The sequence below is a fragment of the Marinobacterium sp. xm-d-579 genome, from assembly GCF_013282935.1.
In the GTDB taxonomy this organism is placed as follows: Bacteria; Pseudomonadota; Gammaproteobacteria; order Pseudomonadales; family Balneatricaceae; genus Marinobacterium_E.
This window is the reverse complement of the sequence record NZ_WBYP01000004.1, coordinates 165921-181778: the sequence shown is the minus strand read 5'-3', so window position 1 is coordinate 181778 and position 15858 is coordinate 165921. Positions and strand designations below refer to the sequence as shown.

Sequence of the window (15858 nt, the reverse complement as noted above, 5' to 3'; positions counted from 1 at the left end):
GTTACTTGCCAGAGGTGGAGTTTTGAAAATCGTTTAGCCGCTTCATTTCGACATCAAACAGCACTTTTAAGGCCTCTCGCACATGTCGAACGTGGTCCATCGCAGCCGATCGAGCCCAGGCCGATTGTCCTGTGGTCACTGCCTGGTAGATTTCGCTGTGGTGTTTATCGACCACCTGCTTAAAGCCCCCTTTCTGGTTGAAGTTTCTAACAGCCTCTTGAATGCTAATCAGCGTCAGATCCTTCAAACTTGACAAGGTGTGTATCAATACCGAGTTGTGGGATGCCTCGATCACGCGTCTATGAAACTCATGGTCCAAGTTGGCATCCCAATCGGGGGCTACCGACTCCATCTTCTTGAACGCCTCACGAATGCGATACTGATCGCGAGCGGTCGCTCGTTGTGCGGCTAGAAAGCAAGCTTGCCCCTCCAGCTGTTCACGGACCTCAAGAATTTCCAGTACAGCCTTGGGATCCTGACCAAACAGATTGATCAGAGCGGACTTGTTTTCTGAACTGGTGACCGCGCAGGAGACAAATGATCCTCTACCGTGGTGCGTTTCAATGATCCCTTTACCCGAGAGTATATGCAGTGCCTCTCGAACAATGGTACGCGACACACCTAGACGTGCAGAGAGGGATCGTTCAGACGGGATCTTGCTCTCCGGTCCTAACTCACCATCAGCAATCAATTTTTGCAGATATTGAGTGACTTCATTAACAGCGCTGCTTGCAGATTGGCTCATCTATTTCGCATCTCGGTATGGATTGGTCAGACCAGTTTTCCACGCCATCAATTGAAACGCAAGCCCCATCTGGGTTTGAATGCATAAACGTTTCATCGAGTGAGTGACCATCAAATCAGTGGTTTGATTTCAAGTGGTCATACCAGTAGACAGCTGCGTAAGTTTTTGTGACAGCATCGCTCTATTGGTCTGTCTACTACTCCAATTTAAGAGGTTGAACTTATGCTCGAACTGAAACGCTTAGATATTGAAGATGCTCGTCTGTTAATCGAAGGGGCTCGAAACCGAGCTAATGAGATTGGTGTACCTATGTGTATCGCGATAACAGATGAGTCAGGGAATTTGATCGCTTTTGAACGTATGGATGGCGGTAAAACCACCAGTGTAACCATCGCTCAAGACAAAGCCTACACCGCAGCGGCTGCTCGCAAAGCGACGCACGAGTACAACGCTGCATGTACACCCGGCTCGTTGGTGTTTGGTATTCACACCTCGATGGGTGGACGTCTGTGTGTTGTGGGCGGCGGTTATCCCGTGGAGTCAAATGGACAAGTAGTTGGTGGCATCGGATTGAGTTCTGGTACACCAATGCAGGATATGGAGTGTGCTCAAGCTGGTATAGAGTACTGGCAACAGCAGACTCAACAATAAAAAGTACCCAGAGTGGGGTCGGAGATCAGTATGCAGAGTGCAGTGGCTAGCCCGGATCGTGTTGCTAAGCGTCAACGCATTGCTCAGCGATTTAATGAGTTCATTGATTCGCACTACGTCATCAGTGACAGCGAAACGTTAAAGCCTTATGAGTGTGACGGCCTTTCAGCCTATTGCGAAGAGGCGTTGATCGTTGTTTTGCCATCAACGGTAGAGCAGGCACAGAAGGTTCTTAAAATTTGTCACGAAGAGAACATCCCTGTGGTAGCTCGTGGTGCAGGTACCGGTTTGTGTGCCGGTGCTATGCCTCATGGTGATGGCGTGGTCTTATCGATGGCGAAGTTCAATAAGATCCTCGAGATCGATACTGACGCTAGAGCGGCTCGCGTTCAACCGGGTGTTCGCAACCTAGCGATTAGTGAAGCGGCAGGTGATTACAATCTCTATTACGGTCCAGACCCTTCGTCGCAAATAGCCTGCACCATTGGCGGTAACGTGGCTGAAAACTCAGGGGGTGTCCACTGCCTTAAATACGGTTTGACCGTGCATAACCTGTTAAGTGTTCAGTTCCTGACGATGGAAGGTGAGCTGCTAACCATCGGCTCAGAAGGTCTTGATAGCTGTGGTATGGATCTGATGGCGCTGTTCACAGGATCCGAAGGGCTATTGGGTGTGGTCACCGAAGTGCGAGTGAAGCTGCTGCCAAAACCTGAGCGTGCTCAGGTAGTGGTTGCAGGATTCGACTCGGTACCCAAAGCGGGTGATGCCGTCGGTGAGATCATTGCTAAGGGTATCATTCCTGGCGGTCTTGAGATGATGGATGGCTTTGCCATTAAAGCGGCTGAAGATTTTGCCAAAGCAGGCTACCCCGTCGATGCTCAGGCTCTATTGCTATGTGAGGTCGATGGCACCGATGAAGAGGTGGCGGAGCATATTGAAGCGGTTGAAACGCTGTTTCGTGAACTGGGAGCCACCTCGGTTCGCACATCTCAAAGTGAAGAGGAGCGTGCACGTCTATGGGCTGGGCGTAAATCAGCCTTCCCAGCCGTTGGACGTATTTCACCAGACTACTACTGCATGGACGGGACGATTCCGCGTGGTCAGCTAACGCATGTGCTGCTCGAGATGCAGAAAATGTCAGAGCACTACGGTCTGCGTGTGGCCAACGTTTTCCATGCCGGCGATGGCAACTTGCACCCACTGATTCTCTTTGATGCGAACGTACCGGGTGAGCTGGAGCGCACCGAAGAGTTCGGTGGCAAAATTCTTGAACTCTGTGTTGAGGTGGGCGGCTGTATCACGGGCGAGCACGGCGTAGGCTATGAAAAACTCCGTCAAATGCCGGCTCAGTTCAGTGATTCAGAGATCGAGCAGTTCCACAAAGTGAAGCGTGCCTTTGATGCCAAAGAGCTTCTTAATCCCGGTAAAGGTATACCGACCTTGAGAAGTTGTCAGGAGTACCGTTCGTTGGATCTTGATCTAACGCCCAATGCTCAGGTTAGCGCCAATAGCAATACTGATGCAGGAGAGTTCCGTGTCTGATTTAACCAATGAATTGATTAGCCAAGTCCGTGATGCGGTTGAGGCTAAAGAGACGCTGGCTATTTCAGCGGGTGGCAGTAAAGCCTTTATGGGACGTCAGATCGAGACGGATCGTACCATCGATGTCAGTGGTCACACAGGCATTGTTAGCTACCAACCGGTTGAGCTCGTTATGACCGCACGTGCCGGTACCAGACTTGCAGAGATTGAGTCTGCACTATCTGAACACAATCAGATGCTGGCCTGTGAGCCGCCACGTTTCGGTGGCAAAGCAACCTTAGGTGGTACATTGGCCGCTAACGTCTCAGGTCCGGGGCGCCCTTGGTACGGATCCATTCGTGATCATGTATTAGGCGTCAGGTTGATCAATGGCGAAGCGGAACAGCTGCGGTTTGGTGGTCAGGTGATGAAGAATGTCGCCGGTTACGATCTTTCGCGTCTGCAAGCGGGTGCGATGGGTGGATTAGGCCTAATGACCGAGATCTCTCTAAAAGTACTGCCTAAACCAGCGACTACCCGCACTTTGAAGTTCGCAATGGATCAAGCCGAAGCGATACAGCGCATGAACTCCATGTCAGGTCAGCCAAAGCCGATTACAGCGGCTTATTGGCACAACGGAGAATTGTTTGTTCGTCTGGCAGGTGCAGCCTCAGCAGTTGATGCGACTGCAAAAATTTGGGGTGGTGAAGAACTTGCTCCAGAGGTTGCCTTGGCTCTTTGGGCGGATCTGCAAGATCAGAAACCAGCCCTATTCAATGCGGAAAAAGTCTGGCGCTTCTCCGTTAAGGGCAGTGCGGATGTCCTACCCATCGAAGGGGATTCATTAATCAACTGGGGTGGCGCTGAGCGCTGGTATGCCGGTGATCACAGTTTCGATCGTATGGTGGAGCTAGCAGAGAGTGCTGGTGGACAGGTTTCACTCTACCGCGGAGGTGATCGTACTGACGAGGTACTTCATCCGGTTAATCCATCAATTCAGGCTCTGCAACAACGCATTAAAGCGTCTGTCGATCCGCAGGGGGTATTCAATCCCGGCCGTGCGTTTGGTTGGTTGTAGGAGTCAGTGCAATGAAAACGAATATAGTTCAAACCTTCCTAGCGACGCCCGAAGGACAAGAGGCGGAAGAGATTCTGCGTAGCTGCGTTCACTGTGGTTTCTGTACAGCAACGTGCCCAACCTACCAAGAGTTGAATGATGAACGAGACGGCCCGCGTGGTCGAATCTATCTGATCAAACAGCTGTTGGAGACCGATGAGGTGACCGAAAAAACTCGGACACACCTAGATCGCTGTCTGACCTGTCGTTCATGTGAGACGACCTGTCCATCGGGCGTTCAATATGGACGTCTAGTTGATATAGGTCGTGGCATTGTTGAGAAGAAATTGGATCGCCCTGTTACGGAAAAAGTGGTTCGCTGGGGATTGAAACAGGTTCTGCCTCACGCTAACCGCTTTGGTCCGCTACTAAAAGTAGGTCAGGTGTTTAAACCGATTCTACCTGGCGCTCTGGGTAAGAAGGTCCCGCCTAAACGTAAAGCCTCTCCTTGGCCAGCCAAACGTCATGCTCGAGTTATGATGGCTCTTGCCGGTTGTGCTCAGCCCAGTGCTGCACCCAATACCAATGCGGCAACGGCTCGGGTACTGGATAAGCTAGGAATCACTCTGGTTGAAGCACCACAAGCTGGATGCTGTGGAGCGGTGAATTACCACCTGTCGGCACACGAAGCGGGTCTTAATGAGATGCGCAAGAACATTGACGCCTGGTGGCCAGCGATTGAAGGGGGTTGTGAAGCCATTGTGATGACCGCGTCTGGTTGCGGTGCCATGGTTCAGGAGTACGGGCATCTATTAAGAGATGACCCAGACTACGCGGAGAAGGCCAAGCGTGTGAGTGAGCTGACAAAAGATATCAGTGAGGTGCTGCTGGCTGAAGATCTGTCACCACTTGCTCCCAATACTGATGGTGAAAAGATCGCGTTCCACTGTCCTTGTACCTTGCAGCACGCTATGAAACAGAGCGGCTCCGTAGAAAAAGTACTCGAGAAAGTGGGCTTTGATCTGGCCAAGACCAAGGATAAGCATCTCTGTTGTGGTTCCGCGGGCACCTACTCGATTCTTCAGCCGAAGATCAGTCAAAAGCTGCTAGCCAATAAGGTTGAGGCGCTGACAGGGGATAAACCGACACAGATCGCTACCGCGAACATTGGGTGTCAGTTACACATTGAGACAGCTTCGCCGGTACCGGTTAATCACTGGATTGAACTGTTGGATCGATAAGATCGCAGTCACTATTAAAGGGGCCTTGTTAGGCCCCTATTTATTTGTCACTGCTTCTATTTTTCAGTTTCGGATTCGGGTGTGACGAGATGATCTCGGTTCCAAAGAGTGGGGTAGAGCGGAATCCAAAGTGCTACCAGGGCGAGGGTGCCAAAGCCACCAAATAGAATGGAGGGGACCGCACCAATCCAGGCGGCAAGTGCACCTGATTCAAATTCACCCAGTTGATTGGAGGTTGCAATAAAGAGTGAGTTAACCGCGCTGACCCGTCCGCGCATCTCATCGGGTGTTTCAACCTGAACCAGTGTTGAGCGAATCACAACACTGATCATATCGGCGGCGCCAAGAACAAACAGAGCGGTCAGCGATACCCACATCACTTCAGAGAAACCGAAGACCAGAGTGCCCAAGCCAAAGACCCAGACGGCCGCATAGAGCCAACGCCCGGAGTGTCGTTGAATCGGGTATTTTGCAAGCAAGAACGACATCGCAACGGCCCCCGCCGCTGGTGCGCTTCTTAACAGGCCTAAACCGACTGAATCGGTCTGTAATATATCGTGCGCAATCATCGGTAGAAGAGCAGTAACGCTGCCGATTAGAACCGCCAGCGTATCGAGCATTAACGATCCCCATACCGGTTTGTTGCGCCAGACGTGGACAAAGCCCTCAAACAACTCTTTGCGACGCTGCTCGCTTCGGTCCCGTTTGATGGCTGTATCTTTCATGCCAAACAGCGTCACAATCGATATTAAGACGAACAGCATGCTAGTGGCATAGAGTGTGCCGGCTCCAAAAATATAGATGACGCCACCTAAAGCCGGACCAATAATTGTAATGGTCTCACGAGCTGAAGCGGTCAGTGTCATCGCTTGGGTCAGAAGCTGGCGCGGCACCAGATTCGGCACCATCGCTTGCCCCGCAGGCATGCTGAAGGTTCTAGAGACGCCCAGCATGAAACAGGCTATGTAGATGATCCCTTCTGTAATGGTCTCAGTGAAACTGGTTAAGGAGAGCGCACCAATGGTGATTAACAGCAGCACCCGACTCCAAATCATCACCTTATGACGATCGTATCGATCGGCCATGTCGCCTGCGTGCAGCGTAAACAGAATCTGAGGTACATAACGCGCCAGACCAACCCAGCCAAGCGCCATAGCGCTTTCGGTCATCAGGTAGACCTGCCAGCCCAAGCCGATCAGCATCATCTGAATCGCCATGCCGGAGGTGAGTTGGCTGGTGAGGAACCGAACAAATAATCCCTGTTTTAATAGCCGGGTGTCACTCACTGGTCTGAATCCTTAGAGGGGTTTCTGGCCTCTTCATGACTCTCTAATCTATGGCCTGCATCAATAAATTTTGGCAGACGCAAATTGCCAAATATGGCGGCCAGTCGGGTTAGAAAAATGACTAACATTGCCAAGTAGGAGAGGAGTATCGGATCGATGTAACCCTCACCTAATACAAATACCATCGCACCGAGTATGGTGCAGGTGGCATAGAGTTCGCCGTCGCCACCGCCAAGAATCATCGGGTCTTCATTGGTTAGCACATCACGGATAAGGCCGCCTGCAACGGCTGTGATACAGGCCATCATGACGACCAGTAGGGGCGATAGATCAGCCATCTGGGCCTTTTGCGCACCGATGATTGCAAAAAGTGAGATACCGGCGGCATCGAATATCAGCAACAGTCGGCGCGGGTAGCGAAGATAACGCGCTAAGATAAAGGTCACGAGACCCGCAATCAGTGCCGTTGATATATACCAGGTCTCTTCAAGCCAAAAGATGGGGCCGTTGTTGATGGTTAGGTCACGAATAGTCCCTCCACCTACCGCAGTGACGACGGCTAATACCATTACGCCAAAGATGTCGATGCGCTTACCGGTGGCGGCTAAGGCACCGGTGATAGCAAATACAACCGTCCCTAGAAACTCGGCAGCGAGTAGTGGCTGACTAAACAACAAAAGCCTCCCTTTGCTCTCTATGGATGCAAGCTTATCTGTGCGACAATCGGACTCATATTTATATGGGTCAGTGTTGGTATGAATTGTGCATTCTTTCACTCAAATCATCCATGAGTAAAGGATCTATTTGATTATGAAAATTTCTGAAGCGGGCGTTAAGTTTGGTACCAGTGGCGTTCGAGGCTTGGTCAGTGAGCTAACCAATGAGGTCGCGTACGCCTTTGCTGCTGCGTTTTGGCAAGCGGCAGGTCAAGGGACCCGTGTTGTTATAGGTCATGACTTACGACCCTCCAGCCCGCAAATTACCCGAGCCTGCATGGCGGCCATGAGAGACTTAGGTGTCGAGGTGATTTATGTCGGTGCATTGGCAACACCAGCCGTCGCCTACTACGCGTCTAAGATGCATGCGCCTGCGATTGTGGTGACTGGCAGCCATATCCCGTTCGATCGGAACGGAATCAAGTTTTACAGCGTCGAGGGTGAGATCAATAAGGCACATGAAGAGTCGATCTCATCGGCCGAGGTAGTGCTGCCTCAAATTATTGAGTGTCCAGAACTGCCTGCGATTGATGCTGGTGCTAAGTCGGCTTACCTATCACGCTATGTTGACTGTTTCGGTCAAGATCTTTGTTCTGGCTTGAAGGTCGCTATCTATCAGCACTCAAGTGTTGCTCGTGATCTGTTAAGTGAACTGTTCGAGGCGATGGGGGCAGAGGTGATTGCCCTTGGCAGGACAGAACAGTTTGTGCCTATCGATACTGAAGCGGTGCGTACAGAGGATATTGAACAGGCTAAGCGTTGGGCGTCTGAGGTTGGATTTGATCTTTTGGTCTCTACCGATGGTGATGCGGACCGTCCTCTCATCGCCGATGAGACAGGGACCTTTTTCCGCGGTGATATTCTGGGTGTCCTCACAGCAAAGGCGGTCGGTGCAGAAGCGGTTGTGACTCCCGTCAGCAGTAATACGGCACTGGAATTAAGCGGTTGGTTTGATCAAACGCTGCGTACACGAATAGGCTCACCCTATGTGATTGCAGGAATGGAGTCGGTTGCAGAGGGTGTTGTTGCCGGTTTTGAAGCGAACGGTGGATTTTTGTTAGGTAGCGATGTTGGACTGAATGGGTCAACGCTTTCAACGTTGGCGACGCGTGATGCTGTTCTGCCAATGCTGGCGGTCATCTACCTCGCCAAACAGAATCAGCTTAAGGCCAGTCAACTGTCGGCCGAGCTGCCAGAGCGATACACCGCATCGGATCGCATTCCAGGGATAGCGACCGAGTGGAGCCAATCGATGTTACAGCGTCTGAATGAAGGGCAGCTGCAGTTTGAATCGCTAATGCCTTGGTCTTTGGGTGGTATTCGATCAGTCGATCAGACCGATGGTTATCGTGTCGACTTTGATACTGATACGATTGTCCATCTTCGTCCCTCTGGTAATGCTCCAGAGCTGCGCTGTTATGTCGAGATGAACAGTGAACAGGATGCGACAGAACTCTGTCGTCGGGTACTTAACAAGGTCGAGCAACTGTTTAAGAGTGAAGTATAGATGTTAAATTTTGCTGCTAACCTATCGTTTCTATTTTCAGACCTTCCCTTTTTAGAGCGTTTCGTTGCGGCAAAAAAAGCCGGTTTTGATTCGGTCGAGTATCTTTTCCCGTACGACTATCCTGCGGAACAGATTAAAGACCTTTTAAATGAGTCTGGTTTGGAGCAAGCGCTGTTCAATGCCTCTGCCGGTGATTGGGGTGCGGGTGAACGTGGGCTAGCGGCGCTGGTCGGTCGCGAATCTGAGTTTAAAGCCTCGATTGAACAGGCGGCCTCTTATGCCGAGGTGTTGGGCAATCGACGTCTGCACATCATGTCCGGGCTAGCCGATTTTTCCGATCCAAAGGCATTTGAAACCTATCTGAATAATTTAACCTGGGCGGCCGATCAACTGAACTTATCAGGTATCAATGTGTTAATTGAGCCGATTAACAGTCGTGATATGCCAGGCTACTTTTTAACGACACCTGAGCAAGCTGCAGAGGTGATTGAGTTGGCCAATCGCACAAATTTAAAAATGCAGTTTGACCTCTACCATGCTCAGATTATGTGCGGGGATCTTATTACCCGTTTAGAGCGATACTGGCCTCTGATTGATCATATGCAGATCGCATCCGTGCCCGATCGCAATGAACCATCCAGCGGCGAAATCAACTACTCCTACCTCTTTAACTGGCTCGATCAAAAAGGGTATCAAGGATTCATTGGTTGCGAATATCGACCTAAAACAACGACTTTAGAGGGTTTGGGTTGGTTGTCTGACTACAAAAGGTCATCTAATGGATAAACCCAAGGCGCTTCTTGTTGCCGGCATTAGTGCTGAGCTAAAAGGTATGTTGGCGGAGGTGGTTGAACTGGTTCCGCTAAATAAGCAGGGTGATGCGAATCAGTTTTTAGCGGATCAGGGTGCCGATTTTGAATTGGTGGTCACCAGTGCCGGCAAAGGCTGTGCAAACGCATTGATGGAGCAGCTGCCCAATCTTAAAGTGATCTTTAACTGGGGCGTTGGCTATGACAAAGTGGATGTCGAGTTTGCGACTTCGCGCAATGTGTATGTGACCAACACACCCGACGTGCTTAACGAGTGTGTGGCGGATATGGCGATTGGGATGCTGATCTCACAAGCGCGCTGTATGGGCGAGGCTGAACGCTTTGTTCGTCGCGGTGAATGGCTTAGCAACCCAACACCACCGATGGGGCAAAAAGTCAGCGGTAAGCGCCTGGGTATTGTCGGATTAGGACGCATTGGATTGGAGACTGCTAAGAGAGCCGAGGCGTTTTCAATGCAGATTCGCTATCACAATCGTCATCCACGGGAGGATGTCGACTACGCTTATGAAGCGTCGATTGTTGAGCTGGCAAAATGGTCCGACTACTTGCTTCTGCTCTGTCCAAGTACGCCAGAGACCTATCAGATGATCGATCGAGAGGTGTTACAGGCCTTGGGACCACAAAGTTCGCTGATCAATATCGCCCGCGGTGCGGTGGTGGATCAAAAGGCACTGGTTGATCTTCTGCTGTCCGGTGAGTTGGGTGGTGCGGCGTTGGATGTCTTTGAGAGAGAGCCAGAGGTGCCAGAGGCGCTAATGGATCTGCCTAATGTGTTGCTATTGCCACACGTTGGTAGTGCCACGTTTGAAACCCGAACGGCAATGGCCCAGTTGGTTGTCGATAATGTAAAAGCCTATATCGAATCAGGAAGCCTGGTTACTCCCGTCAATTAGTCCAGTAGGTAAATGCTGGTAAAGAACCAGAGGGTGATGGCTGTGCTGGCAAAAATGATGGCCAGTCTAACCCAGCTGTTTGGAATCCTCTTGGAGATGATGCCTGCTGCATAGCCCCCAATCAGTGTGCCAACCAGCAGTATCAATGTTTCGTTCCAGCTAATCAGATCATTGATTAGGAATAGCACAATGGCACAACCTGAAATGGTCGATGAGTAGAGCAGTTTAAGTGCATTCATCTCATTAACAGAGCGATAGCCTGCTAAGCTGCAGTAACTCAGCAGTAATATCCCCAGTCCTGCATTAAAGAATCCACCGTAGATTGATACGCCAATAAAAAGCAGGGTAAATAACCCGTTTTGTGCTTTATCGATATGGCGATGTTTTTGGCTCCACTTTTGTAATGTCTTATTAAACTGTCCGCCAAAAATAAACAGCAGAGTCGCGAAGAGTAGTAGCCAAGGCACGGCTTTTTCAAATTCGCTGTTAGAGGTTTGTGTTAACAGGTAGGCACCTATTATTCCGCCGATCGCAGAGATAAAAGAGAAGATCAGAAGTTTTTTAGGTGAATCTTTTATCTCTTGTCGAAGCGCATAGGTGCCCGAAAGATAGCCAGCTGTTGCAGCAAAGGTGTTGCTGGCATTGGCGATGACAGGGGGAACCCCAACAGCAATCAGAGCGGGGAATGTGATAAAACTTCCACCGCCAGCAAGAGAGTTTACGATGCCACCTAAAATACCTGCAGCGGCAAGAAATAGAATCTCTTCCAAACTTATTGACTCTTTAGCTGATTGATTAAATGCCAAATTGATAAGGCTAAAGAGACCGCTGCCGTGACAATAAGCACCTCTGCCATAGTGATCCCTTTAATGATCTCTGGCGTGTAGCCACATAGCTCCCAAGGTTCAAATATTGCCGGAAGCCAAAGGTGAAGGGGAAACCAGTTTGGGAAAGGGTCGCTCAATGTGCAGCTGCTCTCAAACCAGTAGCGCTCGATCCCTAAAACTTGGTAGCTCTGGTAAAGCAGAAAAGCCATCAGTGGAACAAGTAAAAAGGCGAGCAGCGTCTGTATAGAACGCGCTGAGAAGATCTTCCCGGATACTGCCAAGAGAAGGGCGCCAAAGAGTGTGGCACGAATCTGTACGCAGAGAGCACAGGGACCGTAGTCGAGTAGGTATTGAAAAACTAAAGCCCCAGCCTCGAGGCCTAACGCGAGTATAAGTGTGTAGCTCCAGATGAGCGGTTTTGGCGATTCTCTAAACTTAAACATGGCTTCTTTGAATGGTTATTTTCTAGGTGATTCTAATCATCTTTTTATTCGCTGTCGCTATTAAAAATTAGAACTTTGTAAATTTATTTAAATGGATTTATTCGTGGTTTAATTTAATTGTTTGGTTTAGGTTTTTTAAATATTTTTATTTATTTAAATTTTTATATTGAGAAAACTATTTATTTTTATATATTATGTTGGCGTTAAATTAAAACTGTGCATCCCCTTTGCCAACTATTAATAGTATTAGGAATTTTTGATGAGCGATTTTATTAAAACTCTTTTGCGCAAAAACTCTCTTCGTAAACAGTGCCAATCGGTTGGTGCAGATGAGATCGAAAAAGTGATTGCCGATCTAACGGATATTCTTGAAGAGCGTCGCGCTGAGGAAGCTGCTTTACTAGAGCAGAACCGTGCAAAGCTGGAGGCGATTGAAGCGATTCGCCAGAAGATGCGTGAAGCGGGTATTGCGCTCGATGAGCTAACTGGTATCACTGAATCGGCGCCTAAATCTCGTAAAGAGGTGAAAGCTAAGTACCAGATTACCGATGCAAGTGGTCAAACCCATGCCTGGACAGGTCGCGGTCGCACTCCAACTGTATTCGCAGAGTACATGGCTTCTCGTGGTATCACAAAAGATCAACTGCCAACCATAGATTGATATATAATCGCCCTATGAGTGAAGGCCCTTCCTCGGAAGGGTCTTTTTGTTTCTATGTTTTGAGGTTGCGTCCGCATGTCTGATGAAAAACTGCAAAAAGTGTTGGCGCGCTCCGGTGTAGGCTCACGTCGTGAGATGGAGCGTTGGATCGAAGAGGGTCGAGTCGAAGTAAACGGCAAATTGGCGACTCTTGGTGATCGTGTTTCTGCTGAAGACCAGATTAAGGTCGATGGCAAATCTATTGAACTGAACAGTGCGGGTAGCCAAACGGCTCGAGTTCTTATCTACAATAAACCCATTGGTGAAGTCTGCACTCGCCATGATCCTGAAGGCAGGCCAACTGTCTTTGATAATCTGCCGAAGCTTAAATCTGAGCGTTGGGTTGCGATCGGTCGTCTCGATATCAATACATCGGGTCTTTTGGTTTTTACTACCGATGGTGAAATTGCTAACAAGATGATGCACCCATCGAGCAACATTGACCGCGAATACGCGGTTCGAGTTCTAGGTGATGTCAGTGATGCTGTACTCAAGCGTTTAACCGACGGTGTTCTGCTTGAAGATGGCATGGCTAAGTTTACCGACGTTCGTTACTTCAACGGTGAAGGTGCCAATAAATGGTTCCACTGTTGTGTGATGGAGGGTCGTAACCGTGAAGTTCGTCGTCTTTGGGAGTCTCAAGAGCTGCAAGTTAACCGCCTAAAGCGTGTCCGTTTCGGGCCGGTATTCCTGCCCAGTGACGTTAAGGTAGGCACTTGGCGAGAGCTTGGTCAGAAAGAGGTCGACATTCTAACGGATGAGCTGCTGCTAGAGCGTCGCAAAGTGCCTTCGATCAATCCCGAAGATCTTGATCGTAAAGAGCGCGAATACAAACGCCAGAAAATACGTCAAACCACCGATCACAACCGTGATTCAGCCCGACAGGACCGCCGCAAGCGTAAGGTTCGTGTGGTGGGCAAGCGAGGGTGACAATTGAGGGGGCTGTCCTTCGGTCTGATCCCTCTCTCTAGCTGATAGTGACGGGCCTTCAGCCTGTCATCTGCTTTATCGGTGTTTTCCAGATAGGCATTAAATTCTAACTGCGGATGACAGGCTGAAGGCCAGTCATCTCTACTAAGATCGCGGCCTTTTTAAGACCGCTCCAACGTTGGTAATGGCCAGCCTTTAGGCTGGGTATTCGCTCTCTAGCTCAAATCCGCAGCGGTCATTGCACCTTGTGCATCTATATTCTGTCCGTTGACTCCTTTGCTATCAGGTCCCATTAGGAATAGATACGCAGGTTGGATATCGTCGGGTGTTGCAATGGTGCTTGGGTCCTCTGCAGGGTATGCGTAGGCACGCATTGCAGTGGCGGTACCGCCTGGATTGATGGCGTTGATGCGGATGCTTGGGTCATTCTCTAGCTCGTCAGCTAAGGTCTCCATCAGTCCCAGTGTGGCGAATTTAGAGACGCAGTAGGCACCCCAGTAGGCACGGCCCTTGGTCGCAACCCCCGAAGTGACAAAAATGACTGAGGCGTCTTCGGATTGTCTAAGCAGTGGCATTAGGGTCTGTGTCAGGATGAACGGTGCGTTGACGTTCACGCGCATTACCTGTTCCCAGATGATCGGGTCGTAGTTCTCAATCGAAGTTCTTAGACCAAGGATGCCTGCGTTGTGCAGGATGCCATCTAGCTTGCCAAAGGTCTCATCCAGCAAGTTAGCCAGCTCAATGTAGTCGGGTTCGCTTGCCTTGTCGAAGTCGATCGGCACGATGGCAGGCTGTTTGCAGCCTAGCGCTTCAATTTCATCGTAGACAGCTTCAAGCTTCTCTTCGGTGCGGCCCGCTAGTATGACAGTCGCGCCCGCTTTGGCGTAGGCGATAGCTGAAGCTTTACCTATTCCATCACCGGCACCAGTGACCAGAATAGTGCGTCCTTCAAGAAGTTGCTCGGGAGCGTCGTAGGTAAACATGCTTAGACCTTTTAAATAAATTGTTCACTAAGAAATGAGAGAAGGTTCTCGGACTGATGAAGTGCATGAGTTGCTTGCCACTCCCTATAATCCTCGCTTTGCGCTAAGTAACCGAAGGTGCAGGCTACCGTTGGTGTGCCTGCCGCTTTTCCAGCGACAATGTCGCGAATATGGTCGCCAAAGTAGAGTGAGTGCTCTGCTGTTGCATCAACCGTTTTAAGCGCTTTGATAATCCCTTCTGGATCGGGTTTTGATTGACTAACGTCCTCTGGGCAGATGCAGACACTGCAGCGATCAGTGAGTTGCAGCTGTTCAAGCACGATATCCGTCAATTCGCGAGGTTTGTTCGTCACAATGCCCCAGGGAATCTGCTGCTCTTCAAGCCAGCTCAACGCTTCGTTAAAGCCGGGAAACAGACCGCCACTCTCGACGGGGTTACTTCTATACAGAGAGAGAAACTCATTGTGAAGTGCTGTCTCATTGGCAATGAGCTGCTCTGGGAAAGCGGCCTTAAGCATTGGCTTTCCGCCGTTCGATGCATTATCCCTAATTAGCTGAAAATCGGGCTCCGCGTAGCCGTGGTTCTGTGCCTGCTGGCAAATGACGCGATAAAAGTCCGGGGCTGTATCCAGCATTGTGCCGTCTAGATCAAAGAGTGCGGATCTCATAGTGGTTTGGTCGCGGCAACCAGATAGTTCACGCTGACATCATTAGCATCCAGTGCATAGACTTTGGTCAGTGGGTTGTAGGTCATACCGCATAGGTCATCCACCTCCAGTCCAGCAGCACGCATGTGGTTGGCCAGTTCAGCCGGGCGGATGAACTTGTTGAAGTCGTGTGTGCCGTTGGGAACCAGTTTAAGCAGACGCTCTGCACCCAAAATGGCAAACAGGTAGGCTTTCGGGTTGCGATTTAAAGTCGAGAAAAAAACGCGTCCACCTGGTTTGGTTAGGGCTGCACAGGCTTTTACGACCGAAGCTGGGTCTGGAACGTGTTCTAGCATCTCCATGCAGGTGACGACATCAAAGCGCTCTGGGTTCTGTTCAGCGAACTCTTCCGCTGTTGTGCGGGTGTAATCGACTTTAACGCCAGACTCTAGGCCGTGCAGTTTGGCGATTTTTAGTGGCGCTTCACCCATATCAATGCCGCTAACTGAGGCGCCGCGGTGCGCCATCGCTTCCGATAAAATGCCACCGCCACAGCCGACATCTAATACCTCTTTGCCGGCCAGATCAGCATGACGATCAATGAAGCCAACTCGCAGTGGGTTGATATCGTGAAGGGGTTTGAATTCACTCTCTTTATCCCACCAGCGTGATGCAAGCTCTTCGAATTTAGAGATCTCTTGTGGGTCGATATTCAGGTTTGTTTGATCGGTCATTTAGGCTACCAAAGTGGCAATTCATTAACGGTTAATGGCGCTAGTTTATCACCCCTTTGAATAAGGCCCAAAAGCTGATTTGATTCAATTGTTTGTGTTATGATGTGGACTTTATTTTTGCACCGGGTGGCGGTGCGAACAGAAGAC

Annotated in this window: 17 protein-coding genes; 9 read left to right on the top strand and 8 right to left on the bottom strand. The window is 50.0% G+C overall.

Annotated elements, in window-relative coordinates; all coding sequences use genetic code 11:
* Position 1 precedes the first annotated feature (1 nt).
* The gene (locus XMD579_RS09945; protein WP_173481333.1) at positions 2 to 745 is read right to left on the bottom strand and encodes a FadR/GntR family transcriptional regulator; all 744 of its coding nucleotides are present in this window, start codon (positions 743 to 745) and stop codon (positions 2 to 4) included.
* Between the two features lie 222 nt (positions 746 to 967).
* Here XMD579_RS09945 and XMD579_RS09940 point away from each other — a divergent pair, with 222 nt between their 5' ends.
* From XMD579_RS09940 to glcF, 4 genes are read left to right on the top strand one after another with little or no spacing between them, the layout of a single operon-like run.
* On the top strand, positions 968 to 1396 hold the full coding sequence (locus XMD579_RS09940; protein ID WP_173481332.1) for a heme-binding protein: 429 nt from the start codon (positions 968 to 970) through the stop codon (positions 1394 to 1396).
* Positions 1397 to 1426: 30 nt separating this feature from the next.
* A complete protein-coding gene (locus tag XMD579_RS09935) occupies positions 1427 to 2938 on the top strand; it encodes an FAD-linked oxidase C-terminal domain-containing protein (protein ID WP_173481331.1) in 1512 nt (503 codons plus the stop codon).
* Entirely contained in the window at positions 2931 to 3995 is a 1065-nt protein-coding gene (gene glcE, locus XMD579_RS09930) for a glycolate oxidase subunit GlcE (RefSeq protein ID WP_173506315.1), read from the top strand. Before XMD579_RS09935 ends, glcE begins: the two co-directional genes overlap by 8 nt.
* Before the next feature lie 11 nt (positions 3996 to 4006).
* A complete protein-coding gene (gene glcF, locus XMD579_RS09925; RefSeq protein ID WP_173484634.1) occupies positions 4007 to 5215 on the top strand; it encodes a glycolate oxidase subunit GlcF in 1209 nt (402 codons plus the stop codon).
* 56 nt (positions 5216 to 5271) lie between these two features.
* Here glcF and XMD579_RS09920 read toward each other — a convergent pair whose 3' ends face one another.
* Positions 5272 to 6501 carry an MFS transporter gene (locus tag XMD579_RS09920; RefSeq protein ID WP_173483086.1) on the bottom strand — a complete coding sequence of 410 codons (1230 nt, stop codon included), beginning with the start codon at positions 6499 to 6501 and terminating at the stop codon, positions 5272 to 5274.
* Complete coding sequence (locus XMD579_RS09915) at positions 6498 to 7277, bottom strand: trimeric intracellular cation channel family protein (RefSeq protein ID WP_371740564.1); 780 nt, start codon at positions 7275 to 7277, stop codon at positions 6498 to 6500. The genes XMD579_RS09920 and XMD579_RS09915 overlap by 4 nt, the downstream gene beginning before the upstream one ends.
* 34 nt (positions 7278 to 7311) lie before the next feature.
* On the opposite strand from XMD579_RS09915, the gene XMD579_RS09910 reads away from it, so the two are divergent.
* The 3 genes from XMD579_RS09910 to XMD579_RS09900 are packed head-to-tail and all read left to right on the top strand — an operon-like array spanning position 7312 to position 10447.
* Positions 7312 to 8724 carry a phosphomannomutase gene (locus tag XMD579_RS09910; protein WP_173481327.1) on the top strand — a complete coding sequence of 471 codons (1413 nt, stop codon included), beginning with the start codon at positions 7312 to 7314 and terminating at the stop codon, positions 8722 to 8724.
* Positions 8725 to 9510 (top strand): 2-oxo-tetronate isomerase, encoded by a 786-nt coding sequence (gene otnI, locus XMD579_RS09905; protein ID WP_173481326.1) that lies wholly within the window; start codon positions 8725 to 8727, stop codon positions 9508 to 9510.
* On the top strand, positions 9503 to 10447 hold the full coding sequence (locus XMD579_RS09900; protein WP_173483085.1) for a 2-hydroxyacid dehydrogenase: 945 nt from the start codon (positions 9503 to 9505) through the stop codon (positions 10445 to 10447). The genes otnI and XMD579_RS09900 overlap by 8 nt, the downstream gene beginning before the upstream one ends.
* Here the strand turns inward: XMD579_RS09900 and XMD579_RS09895 are convergent.
* Entirely contained in the window at positions 10444 to 11217 is a 774-nt protein-coding gene (locus tag XMD579_RS09895) for a sulfite exporter TauE/SafE family protein (protein ID WP_217362073.1), read from the bottom strand. The genes XMD579_RS09900 and XMD579_RS09895 overlap by 4 nt on opposite strands.
* A gap of 2 nt (positions 11218 to 11219) precedes the next feature.
* On the bottom strand, positions 11220 to 11717 hold the full coding sequence (locus XMD579_RS09890; RefSeq protein ID WP_173481324.1) for a disulfide bond formation protein B: 498 nt from the start codon (positions 11715 to 11717) through the stop codon (positions 11220 to 11222).
* 259 nt (positions 11718 to 11976) lie between these two features.
* Between XMD579_RS09890 and XMD579_RS09885 the strand changes: the two genes are divergently transcribed.
* Together XMD579_RS09885 and rluB are read left to right on the top strand one after the other, a co-directional pair.
* Positions 11977 to 12378, top strand: coding sequence for an H-NS family nucleoid-associated regulatory protein (locus tag XMD579_RS09885; RefSeq protein WP_173483084.1), 402 nt, complete (start codon positions 11977 to 11979; stop codon positions 12376 to 12378).
* Positions 12379 to 12453: 75 nt separating this feature from the next.
* Entirely contained in the window at positions 12454 to 13347 is an 894-nt protein-coding gene (gene rluB, locus XMD579_RS09880; protein ID WP_173481322.1) for a 23S rRNA pseudouridine(2605) synthase RluB, read from the top strand.
* A gap of 215 nt (positions 13348 to 13562) precedes the next feature.
* Here rluB and XMD579_RS09875 read toward each other — a convergent pair whose 3' ends face one another.
* The 3 genes from XMD579_RS09875 to ubiG are packed head-to-tail and all read right to left on the bottom strand — an operon-like array spanning position 13563 to position 15711.
* The gene (locus XMD579_RS09875; RefSeq protein ID WP_173481321.1) at positions 13563 to 14330 is read right to left on the bottom strand and encodes a YciK family oxidoreductase; all 768 of its coding nucleotides are present in this window, start codon (positions 14328 to 14330) and stop codon (positions 13563 to 13565) included.
* An 11-nt stretch (positions 14331 to 14341) separates the two neighbouring features.
* Positions 14342 to 14998: an HAD family hydrolase gene (locus XMD579_RS09870; RefSeq protein ID WP_173506314.1), complete on the bottom strand. Its 657-nt coding sequence runs from the start codon at positions 14996 to 14998 to the stop codon at positions 14342 to 14344.
* Positions 14995 to 15711, bottom strand: coding sequence for a bifunctional 2-polyprenyl-6-hydroxyphenol methylase/3-demethylubiquinol 3-O-methyltransferase UbiG (ubiG, locus tag XMD579_RS09865; RefSeq protein ID WP_173499147.1), 717 nt, complete (start codon positions 15709 to 15711; stop codon positions 14995 to 14997). Before ubiG ends, XMD579_RS09870 begins: the two co-directional genes overlap by 4 nt.
* Positions 15712 to 15858 lie beyond the last annotated feature (147 nt).

What these genes read in the sequence shown, in the direction of transcription:
- XMD579_RS09910 (WP_173481327.1), top strand. Translation starts at nt 7,312, where the DNA reads ATGAAAATTTCTGAAGCGGGCGTTAAGTTTGGTACCAGTGGCGTTCGA.
- XMD579_RS09935 (WP_173481331.1), top strand. Translation starts at nt 1,427, where the DNA reads ATGCAGAGTGCAGTGGCTAGCCCGGATCGTGTTGCTAAGCGTCAACGC.
- XMD579_RS09890 (WP_173481324.1), bottom strand. Translation starts at nt 11,717, where the DNA reads ATGTTTAAGTTTAGAGAATCGCCAAAACCGCTCATCTGGAGCTACACA.
- otnI (WP_173481326.1), top strand. Translation starts at nt 8,725, where the DNA reads ATGTTAAATTTTGCTGCTAACCTATCGTTTCTATTTTCAGACCTTCCC.
- XMD579_RS09875 (WP_173481321.1), bottom strand. Translation starts at nt 14,330, where the DNA reads ATGTTTACCTACGACGCTCCCGAGCAACTTCTTGAAGGACGCACTATT.
- XMD579_RS09870 (WP_173506314.1), bottom strand. Translation starts at nt 14,998, where the DNA reads ATGAGATCCGCACTCTTTGATCTAGACGGCACAATGCTGGATACAGCC.
- XMD579_RS09885 (WP_173483084.1), top strand. Translation starts at nt 11,977, where the DNA reads ATGAGCGATTTTATTAAAACTCTTTTGCGCAAAAACTCTCTTCGTAAA.
- XMD579_RS09940 (WP_173481332.1), top strand. Translation starts at nt 968, where the DNA reads ATGCTCGAACTGAAACGCTTAGATATTGAAGATGCTCGTCTGTTAATC.
- XMD579_RS09900 (WP_173483085.1), top strand. Translation starts at nt 9,503, where the DNA reads ATGGATAAACCCAAGGCGCTTCTTGTTGCCGGCATTAGTGCTGAGCTA.
- XMD579_RS09945 (WP_173481333.1), bottom strand. Translation starts at nt 745, where the DNA reads ATGAGCCAATCTGCAAGCAGCGCTGTTAATGAAGTCACTCAATATCTG.
- rluB (WP_173481322.1), top strand. Translation starts at nt 12,454, where the DNA reads ATGTCTGATGAAAAACTGCAAAAAGTGTTGGCGCGCTCCGGTGTAGGC.
- glcF (WP_173484634.1), top strand. Translation starts at nt 4,007, where the DNA reads ATGAAAACGAATATAGTTCAAACCTTCCTAGCGACGCCCGAAGGACAA.
- ubiG (WP_173499147.1), bottom strand. Translation starts at nt 15,711, where the DNA reads ATGACCGATCAAACAAACCTGAATATCGACCCACAAGAGATCTCTAAA.